The following is an 8304-nucleotide window of genomic DNA, read 5'->3' as shown; positions in this document are numbered from 1 at the left end:
CCTCCGGCGGCCCCGCCCCACCCCTCGGGCGCAGCCTCGACAACTTAGAGTATTCGTTACGCTACGCTAAGTCACGATCTCGTTCGTGCCCCACGTCGAACTTCGGCGGGCAGCCCGGCCACGACGGTCCCGCCGGCCGACTGCTGACCGTACGCGCGGGCGGAACCTACCTCGCCCCGCCCCGGCGCGACGCCGCCCCCTACCCGAGGTCCGAGGTATTCACGTGACCCCGCCCCCTCTTTCCGATCATTCTGACGAGAACGGAGACTCACGTTGATCGAAAGGATCTGGCTGTACCCGCCCCTGGCCTTCGCTCGGCTGGGCCCGTCCCCCGAACCCTGCGAGAACTACCGCTACGGCGACAGCGACCTCAGTCCCCGGGGTACCGGCAAGACCGTCGTCCTGCCCGAGCCCTCGCTCCATGTGGCTACGGACGGCACCCTGACGGAAACACAGCCGCAGGGAAACCGGGTCCGATTCAAGGACCCCGAGGACTCCGAGAACGCCGATGACGCCAAATTGTTCCGGCCCATCTGCCCCTTCTTCGAGGTCCACGGCACTTGGACCATCGACGGACAGCGTCGCTCCGGTGCGATCACCACCAAGGAACTGGACGCCTTCGACCTGACACCCGGCAATGTGCAATGGACGGTGGAGGTTGCCAACCTCAAGGCACACCACTGCACCGGCGCACTCGGCGACCGGATCGAGGCGAAGGTCGAGATTCTGGGCAACCAGCACACCCGGCACCCCCTGCGAGGACGTTCCCCCCGAGGGGCTGCCCAGCGACTGGTACCGCAAGGGCAGCACGTGCCGCTGGGCTCCGTCCAGATCCCGCGGCCGAGTGCGGCCTTCCCCGAGCTGCGACTGCGCTTCACCCCCGCCGCCGGCTTGGTCTACGGGCCCACGAACCTCCTGCAGCGCACCGACAGATATCCCCTGCCCTCCGAAAGGCTGATCCTCTCGCCGAACTCCCCCTGGTGCTCCTTCACCGGCGCGGACGATCCGCGGACTGTGCCCGGGGGCCTGTTCGCCGGGGCGGACGTAAACGTGGACGGCGGGGTCTCGTTCGGTCTCGTTGACGACGTCTGCGACGGCCTGGTCACCGTCGAGGTCGGCGGGCTGACCGCCCACGCGCGGGTCGTCGTCACCCCGCCCGATTTCGCACCCGACCGCAGACCCTTCACCTCACTGGCCGACGGTCTCATGGACCGGGTCCGGCGCGCGGAGGTCCAGGACCCCGCGTACGTCTCCCAGGATCCGAGGATGACGGCGCTGGAGGTACGGGACCTGTTCGAACGTGTCCTGGAAGCCATGGACGCCGTCAACGTGGATGCCCAGAACGAGCGCGCCGGGGCCTTCGAGAACGTGAGCCTCGGCCTCACGGAGGCACAGGGCCGTGCCCGGATGTTCCCGGTGCCGGAAGCCCTGGACGGCGTCACGCTCCCACTGACCGAACGGGGCCGGCGCAAGCACCGCCGTTTCGTGGCGCTGGAGGTCCTGGAAGACATGATCCGCGAACAGCCGGACCTCATCGAGCGGTTCATCAGGAATCCGTACGCGGAGCCGGACCGGTTCGACCTACGCATGCCGGTCGCGGTGCGCGGATCCGACGGCTTGCCCATGCACCTGACCCGCCGCCAATACGACCTCCTGGTGGCCTGGGCCAACTCGCTGCGGGCCACGGTCGAGGAGGGGACATGAGCGTGCTGCTCCAGATCGGCAGCCGTCCGCCGGAACCCGAACCGCGGTCGGACGCCGGAGCCGGCCCGCTCGGGCTCGAGGCCGAGGCCAAGGTGTTCCACAGCGCCCACGGCGCCCACCTGTTCGTCGCCGACGGCAGCCGGGTCTACGACCTCCCGGACGCCACCGCCGCCCGACTGGCGGCCTGGACGGCGGCCGCCCGGGACCCGGCCCAGGACGCCGCCCTGGCCGCGGAACTCGGCCTGCCGATGTGGGGTGGGGAGGGTCTCCCGGGCCCCCGGATCGACGGCACCCCGGCAGAAGTCCCGCCACTCGCCTCCCTCTCGCTCAACGTGATGCAGGCCTGCAACCTCAGCTGCGGGCACTGCTACGCCGACGAAGGCCGGTTCGGCGGATCCGCCCGTGCCATGCCCCGGGAGACCGCCTTCGCCGCCGTGGACCGGCTCCTCGCGGAGGCCGCGCCCGGAGCCGGCGTCGTCGTCGGCTTCATGGGCGGCGAGCCGCTCCTCGCCCACGAACTGGTACACGAGGTGACCCGGTACGCGACCCGGGCCGGGGCCGACACCGGGCACGCCGTCCGCTTCGCCCTCACTACCAACCTCACCAAGGTCCGGCCCGAGGACGCCGAGCTGTTCGCCGCCCACCCGTTCACCGTGGCCGTCAGTCTGGACGGCGACCGGGCGGGGCACGACGCCCTGCGCAAGTCACCCGGAGAAGGCAGCGCGTACGACCGGCTGCGGGCCGGGCTGGAGGTTCTGGAGCGGCACGGCCGTCCGCGCCACCTCTCGGCACGCGTCAGCGTGACCCCGTACACCGGGCGACTGATCGACATCCTGGAGCACGGCATCGGCCTGGGCTTCGACGAGGTCGGATTCGCGGCGGTGGTCAGCGCTCCGACCCCTGCGTACGAGATCGACACGGCCGCCTTCACCGGTTTCCTGGAGCAGATGATCGTGTGCGGGGAGGCGGCCTTGAGCGCGCTGTCGGCCGGACGCCCCTACCCGTTCGGCAACTTCCAGACCGCGATGTACGAGCTGCACGCGGGCGGGCACCGCCCCTATCCCTGCGGCGCGGGTGCCGGGTACCTCAGCGCCTCCGCCGAGGGAGGTCTGTACGCCTGCCACCGGCTCGTGGACGACCCCGCCTTCCGCATGGGTTCCGTGGCCGAGGGCCCCGACCGGGCCGCGCGGGCCGACCATCTGGCGGCCCGCCATGTGGACCGGGCCGAGCCCTGCCGGTCCTGCTGGGCCCGCTACCTGTGCGGTGGCGGCTGCTACCACGAGGTCAGCCGGCGCGGCCGGCCCGGTTGCGACTACATCCGCGGCTGGCTGGCCTTCTGTCTGCGCGCCTACGTCGAACTCGGGCAGGCGGCTCCGGAGTTCTTCCGGCAGACGGCGGTGTCCGACCTGCCGGCCGATCCGGCGGCCCTCGCCCGCTGACCAACCGCCCCTCATCCGACCGGCCGAAGGAGCCGACCATGAACAACCCGGTCCCCGAGAACCCGGATCTTCCCGTACCCCGCGGGAAGATCTTCCCCCGTAACCTCACGGCCCGCGCCGACCACGTGGTCCGCGGAAACCCGGCCGGCTCCCGCCCGGAGAGCGGAGTCGACAACTGCTTCCCCGGCCTGGAATTCGACCAGCGCAACTTGGACAAGTGCTTCTTCCCCGGCCTGACCTTCGACTTCCACCACCGCAGGGGCTCGCGGGTGATCGCCGTTGCCGACGGTGCCGCCACCGTTCTGGACCTCACGAGCGAAGACCTGCAGCTGACGGAGCAGGCGCCGTGGCGGCTCCATCTCTGGGCCGTATGCGGACGGACCGCCGTGGACCAGTCGGAGGCGGAGGCCCCCGTCCTCCCCGCCACCGACCTCAACGGCATGGCGATGTGGCGCTTCGTCCACGATTTGTTGCCGGGCCGGATCGCCATCCGTCTCGGGCCCCGGCCGGGAAGGTCTTCCCCGGGCGAGACCGGAGTACCCGGCGGAAGCCTCAACGCCTTGCGGACGGCGAACGAGAGCAGCGTGGAACGCGACTCGGCCGGGAAGGTGACCAGTGCCGTCCTGGTCGCCGACCGGGCTCACTACCTCACCGACGACGGTGTCATCGACCCCGCGGTGTACCTCCCGGGCGACCTCACCCGGAGCCTGTGCGCGCCCTGGCAGTACGACTTCCGCGAATGCGGCTGCTTCTACTGGGCGGCCTCCAAACCCGACATCTCCGCCAGCCACGACGGGAAGTTCCACCCCCTCAACTTCCAGCGCAGCGGCGACCGCACCATCGTCCCGCCCGAGCTGGACGGACCCCGCTACCCCCCGCGCAACGCCCAGGAGCTCGACCATCCCGCGCTGATCACGAACTGGAACGTGCTGCCTGTCGTACTCAACGGCCGTGAGGACGACAGCCTGGGAATCCCGGCTCCGCTCGAGCTGACTCCGCAGTCTCGCGACGAAGTGGTCAAGAGGCTGGAGCGGCTCGCCGTGGTCGAGCACGCACTGTGCCTGGAGTACCTCTACGCGCACTACTCGCTGAACGCCCCACGCGAAATCGACCCGGCCACACCGGCGGACGCGCCCGACCGGAAGTTCTTCGCCGCGGCCGAGGAGGTGTTCGCCGTCGCGCAGGACGAGATGCGCCATCTCCGATGGGTCAACGAGATTCTCGGCGTACTGGACCGACCGGTCATCCTCGACCCGCCCACCGAAGATTTCGAGATCCAGGAGGAATCCGGCACGAGGTTCACGTTGGAGCGGCTTACCAAGGCGCAGCTGAACTGGTTCATCAAGGTGGAGGAGACCAGCAACCAGCTCAATCCGGAGGGCATCGACGGGATGTACATCCGGCTGCACCAAACCATCATGGACGAGAAGGAGGATCCGTACCCCCAGGCCGACCGGCTCTCGCACCTCATCAAACTGATCATCGACGAGGGCGTCGACCACTTCGAGCGGTTCAAGAAGGTCAAGGCACACCTCGCCGGATTCAGCGAGGCCGACTACCTGCGGACGCTGACGAAGAACCCGACCGATCCGCTGGACCAGCGGCTGCTCGAACTCGGCGACCTGAACTACGCCATGCTCCTGGGCACGTTGAAGGACAGCCTGAGCGGCGGCGACAGCTCGGGCGGAGTCGCGATCGAGCAGTCCCGGCAGGCGATGACCAACTTCCACGAGATCAACCACTTGCTTGCGTCGCGCGGGGTCGCCCCCCGGTTCAAGGGGCCCGGGCCACTCGGCGACGGTCAGGCCACCCTCGTCGCCGCGCAGGCCGCCATGACGGTGCAGCAGACCATCAGCTCCTTGGACGGACCAGCCCTCGGTGCCATGATGGCCCGCCACCAGGCCAACACACAGGCACTGATCGACGCCCTCACGCCGTGACCATCGCCATCGCCGGATCCGGACTGGCCGAACTCACCTGCGCCTGGCTGCTCGCCTCGCGCGGCCAGCGAGTCCGGCTCCGGCCCCGCCCCGCACACGGCTCCCGCCCGCTGCTGCTGGGTGAGGACACGCTCGCCCTGCTGCACTCCCTATGGGGCGCCGGGCCGTTGGGCGAAAGCCACCGACTGACCCACCGCCACGTCCGCTGGGCCCCCGGGCCGCCCGACCCGCCACTCGCGCAGCCGGCGGCAGTCGTGGACGGCGCCGTGCTGTGCCGACAGCTCCTCGACCGGCTCGCCACGCACCACCCGGACATCGTCGGGCCCGACGGCCCCGATACACCGCACTGGACGGTCACTGCCGAACCGCCGCCCGAACACTCCGGCGAGCACTGGACGGCCGGCCGTCGACACCTCCTGGCCGGGGAGGCACCGCTTGCTGCCGGACAGGACGACACCACGGCACGCCTCGACCGCACCGACCTCGCCTGGCTGCACCTCACACCGCTCGGCAACGGCCGTGCCCTGCTTCAGGCGATGGTCCCGGGCCCCGTCGCGCGCCCCGCCCAGCTGCTGGGACGTCTCCTCACCGCATCCGCGCTGGCCCCTCGCCTCCTGCATCCCCCGGAGTCAGCGGTGGCTCTGCCCGCGGCCCCCCGTCTGCACTCCTTCCCGGCCGCCGCCCCGGCCGCCCGCACCCCGGGCACCCTCCTGGTCGGTGCGGGCGCCATCCGCTACGACCCGCTCAGCGGCACGGGCACCGCGCAGGCCCTGCGTACAGCCATCCTGGCGGCGGCCGTCATCGAATCCGCGGCGTCCGGCACTCACCCCGGCCCGCTCTGCACGCACTACACCACCCGTCTACGGATCGCGTTTCACGAACACCTCGCCACCTGTGCCCGCCTCTACCCCCAGGCGTTCCCGGACTCCTCCTGGCAGCACGAGCTCAACGCCTGCGGATGGCGCGGCGACCCGTCCCCCAGGTGACGGCCGGGGGGAAGCCAGCGTCTCGGCGTGCCCTCGCGACGCGCCGGAAAGCCCGGGCCGGTGGCCGGAGTGGCGGCCATGACCGGTTCGCTGACGCCGGGGTCCAGGTGCATGTCCTCCGCAAGATCGCCGGCCACGGCTCGCTGACCACCACGCAGCGGTACCTGCACCCCGACGTGCACAAGATCGGTGAGTTGGTCCCCAACTAGTCCCCGAAAACGAGTCAGAGGCCGTTTCAGATTGCTCTGAAAAGGCCTCTGACCTGTGACTCTTTCGAGTCGGGACGACAGGATTTGAACCTGCGACCCCTTGACCCCCAGTCAAGTGCGCTACCAAGCTGCGCCACGTCCCGTTGCCCGTTGCCGCCGGGGTTCCCGGTGGCGGCGTGCAGGAGAACATTACCTCACTCCGTGTGCGGGGCCGACGGGGGTGGGTCGGTGCTCGTGGTGCGTTCCGGCATGTCACGGCCGTGCGGGTGACAATGGGGGCGTGAGCGAGACGCCGACTGACAGGGGCCGCGACCGGGACGCGGAGGGGCGGGCGCGGAGTGCGCGGCCGCGGGACGGGCTGGGGCGACCGCTGCCGTACGGGGCCGAGGGGGTCGCCCGGCAGCCCGAGGGGGTGGCGCGGACGCCCTCGGAGACGCTGCGCGAGGCGCAGCGGCTACTGGACGCGGGCATGCCGTTCCACGCGCACGAGGTCTTCGAGGACGCCTGGAAGACCGGGCCGGCCGGCGAGCGCGACCTGTGGCAGGGGCTGGCCCAGCTCGCCGTGGGCCTGACGCACGCGGCGCGCGGCAACACCATGGGCGGCGCCCGGCTCCTGCTGCGCGGCGCGGCTCGGATCGCGGAGTGGCCGGAGCCGTATCCGTACGGGATCGATCTCGTCGGACTCGTCGCCTGGGCACGAAAGTTGGCGGACCGGGCGCCCGATGCTCCGTCGCTCGACGCGGCCGTCGAGGCCCCGCGGCTGCTGCGCCACACCGCCGACTAGCGCCGGCCGGTCCGCACGTTCCGACTAGGGCCTGTCCGACCCTGATCCGCCGGACAGGCCCCTATGGCTGCACCAGGACGACTTCGAGCGTGCGCGGGCCGTGCACGCCCTCCACTCGGTCGAGTTCGATGTCGCTGGTGGCCGAGGGGCCAGAGATCCAGGTCAGTGGGCGGCGGGGGGCGAGGCGGGGCAGGGCCTGCGGGACGGACGCGACGATCTGCTGCGGGGCCCTGACGACGCAGATGTGGTGGTCGGGGATGAGGGTGATCCGACGACGGCCCTGGTCGGGCCCTCCGTCGAGGACGACGGTTCCGGTCTCGGCGATGGCCAGCGCGCAGCCGGTGACGACGCTGTCGACGGCGTCGAGTTCGGCGGGTGTCGTGTCGAGGAGGTCCGGAAGCTGCTCGACCTCGGCCTCGGCAAGCCACTCGGGCGGCAGCCCGGGAGGAACGACGACCGTACGCGCGCCCCTCTCGGCGAGCAGCCGGGCGAGGAGGGCGGGGAGGCCGGCCGGGTCCGTGCGGTGCACGAGGGCGCGGTAGTCAGCGAGGTTGCGGTGGAGGAGGTCGAGGAGCGCGGGCGGTTCGTCGGGAACGTGGGCGGTCAGGTAGGCGCGGGTGGGCGGGGGGTCGGTGGGGGTCGCGACCGCGGTCGGGCCTGGGGCGGGCTGGGCGCCGGAGAGGTCCTCGCTCGGGGCCGGAGCCGGCTGGGCGTGGGAGGGGGCCTCGCTCGGGGCCGGAGCCGGCTGGGCGCCGGCGACGGTTCCTGCCTGGCTCGTGGTGGATCGCGCTTCGGCGACGGCCGCGCTCGGGCCCGGCCCGGCTACCGCCGCGCGGATGCGGGCGAGGATTCTGTCGCGGGCCGTGCCCGTCACAGCAGGCGTCGGCTCTCGGTGCGTCATGTGCGGTTCCTCTTCCACCAGGCGCGGAACGACTCCTTCGGGACCTCCGGCAGTTCGCGGCTGTCGGTCCATGCCGAGGCGCCGGGCAGGCGCTTCGGATGGAGGCGGCGGGTGCGGGTTGCCAGACGTTCGGCTACGGCGAGGGCGCGGGGGCTGCCGAGCACCGCTCCGGCCGCCTTCATCGCGGCATGTTCCAGGCGGTGGCCCGGGCCGCCCTGGTCAGCGACGCGCTCCCGCAGGTGGACCAGTACCTCGGGGATGTCGATGGCGACCGGGCAGACCTCGTAGCACGCGCCGCACAGCGAGGACGCGTACGGCAGCGACGCGTCGATCTCGCTCTG

Annotated in this window: 6 protein-coding genes, 1 tRNA gene and 2 pseudogenes; 6 read left to right on the top strand and 3 right to left on the bottom strand. The window is 71.4% G+C overall.

All coding sequences use genetic code 11. The features are described 5' to 3' along the window. Window positions 1–273 precede the first annotated feature (273 nt). The 5 genes and pseudogenes from VIU94_RS37960 to VIU94_RS37940 all read left to right on the top strand — a co-directional run. Window positions 274–1704: a hypothetical protein gene (locus VIU94_RS37960; protein ID WP_331919017.1), complete on the top strand. Its 1431-nt coding sequence runs from the start codon at window positions 274–276 to the stop codon at window positions 1702–1704. Further along, window positions 1701–3143, top strand: a complete 1443-nt coding sequence (locus VIU94_RS37955; protein WP_331919015.1) for a radical SAM/SPASM domain-containing protein — start codon at window positions 1701–1703, stop codon at window positions 3141–3143. The genes VIU94_RS37960 and VIU94_RS37955 overlap by 4 nt, the downstream gene beginning before the upstream one ends. Before the next feature lie 38 nt (window positions 3144–3181). Next, window positions 3182–5083 carry a ferritin-like domain-containing protein gene (locus VIU94_RS37950; protein ID WP_331919013.1) on the top strand — a complete coding sequence of 634 codons (1902 nt, stop codon included), beginning with the start codon at window positions 3182–3184 and terminating at the stop codon, window positions 5081–5083. After that, window positions 5080–6069, top strand: a complete 990-nt coding sequence (locus VIU94_RS37945; protein ID WP_331919011.1) for an FAD-dependent monooxygenase family protein — start codon at window positions 5080–5082, stop codon at window positions 6067–6069. Before VIU94_RS37950 ends, VIU94_RS37945 begins: the two co-directional genes overlap by 4 nt. 80 nt (window positions 6070–6149) lie before the next feature. Continuing rightward, window positions 6150–6257 (top strand): annotated as a pseudogene (locus tag VIU94_RS37940) (tyrosine-type recombinase/integrase); the annotation flags it as partial. Between the two features lie 90 nt (window positions 6258–6347). Here the strand turns inward: VIU94_RS37940 and VIU94_RS37935 are convergent. Beyond that, a tRNA-Pro gene (locus tag VIU94_RS37935) sits at window positions 6348–6421 on the bottom strand. Window positions 6422–6558: 137 nt separating this feature from the next. On the opposite strand from VIU94_RS37935, the gene VIU94_RS37930 reads away from it, so the two are divergent. Further along, window positions 6559–7062 carry a DUF309 domain-containing protein gene (locus tag VIU94_RS37930; protein WP_331919009.1) on the top strand — a complete coding sequence of 168 codons (504 nt, stop codon included), beginning with the start codon at window positions 6559–6561 and terminating at the stop codon, window positions 7060–7062. A 61-nt stretch (window positions 7063–7123) separates the two neighbouring features. Here the strand turns inward: VIU94_RS37930 and VIU94_RS37925 are convergent. Further along, a pseudogene (locus VIU94_RS37925) lies at window positions 7124–7699 on the bottom strand (LutC/YkgG family protein); the annotation flags it as partial. Window positions 7700–7959: 260 nt separating this feature from the next. Continuing rightward, a partial coding sequence (locus VIU94_RS37920) for a lactate utilization protein LutB domain-containing protein (protein WP_331919007.1) occupies window positions 7960–8304 on the bottom strand: 345 nt, incomplete at its 5' end.

It is taken from the genome of Streptomyces sp., from assembly GCF_036566765.1.
Classification (GTDB): domain Bacteria; phylum Actinomycetota; class Actinomycetes; order Streptomycetales; family Streptomycetaceae; genus Streptomyces.
The sequence above is the reverse complement of the archived record's forward strand: the minus strand, read 5'-3'. Positions and strand labels throughout refer to the sequence as shown.

Bases quoted from the DNA above. Each gene is read 5' to 3' on its own strand.
- VIU94_RS37955 (WP_331919015.1), top strand. From the start codon at position 1,701: ATGAGCGTGCTGCTCCAGATCGGCAGCCGTCCGCCGGAACCCGAACCG.
- VIU94_RS37950 (WP_331919013.1), top strand. From the start codon at position 3,182: ATGAACAACCCGGTCCCCGAGAACCCGGATCTTCCCGTACCCCGCGGG.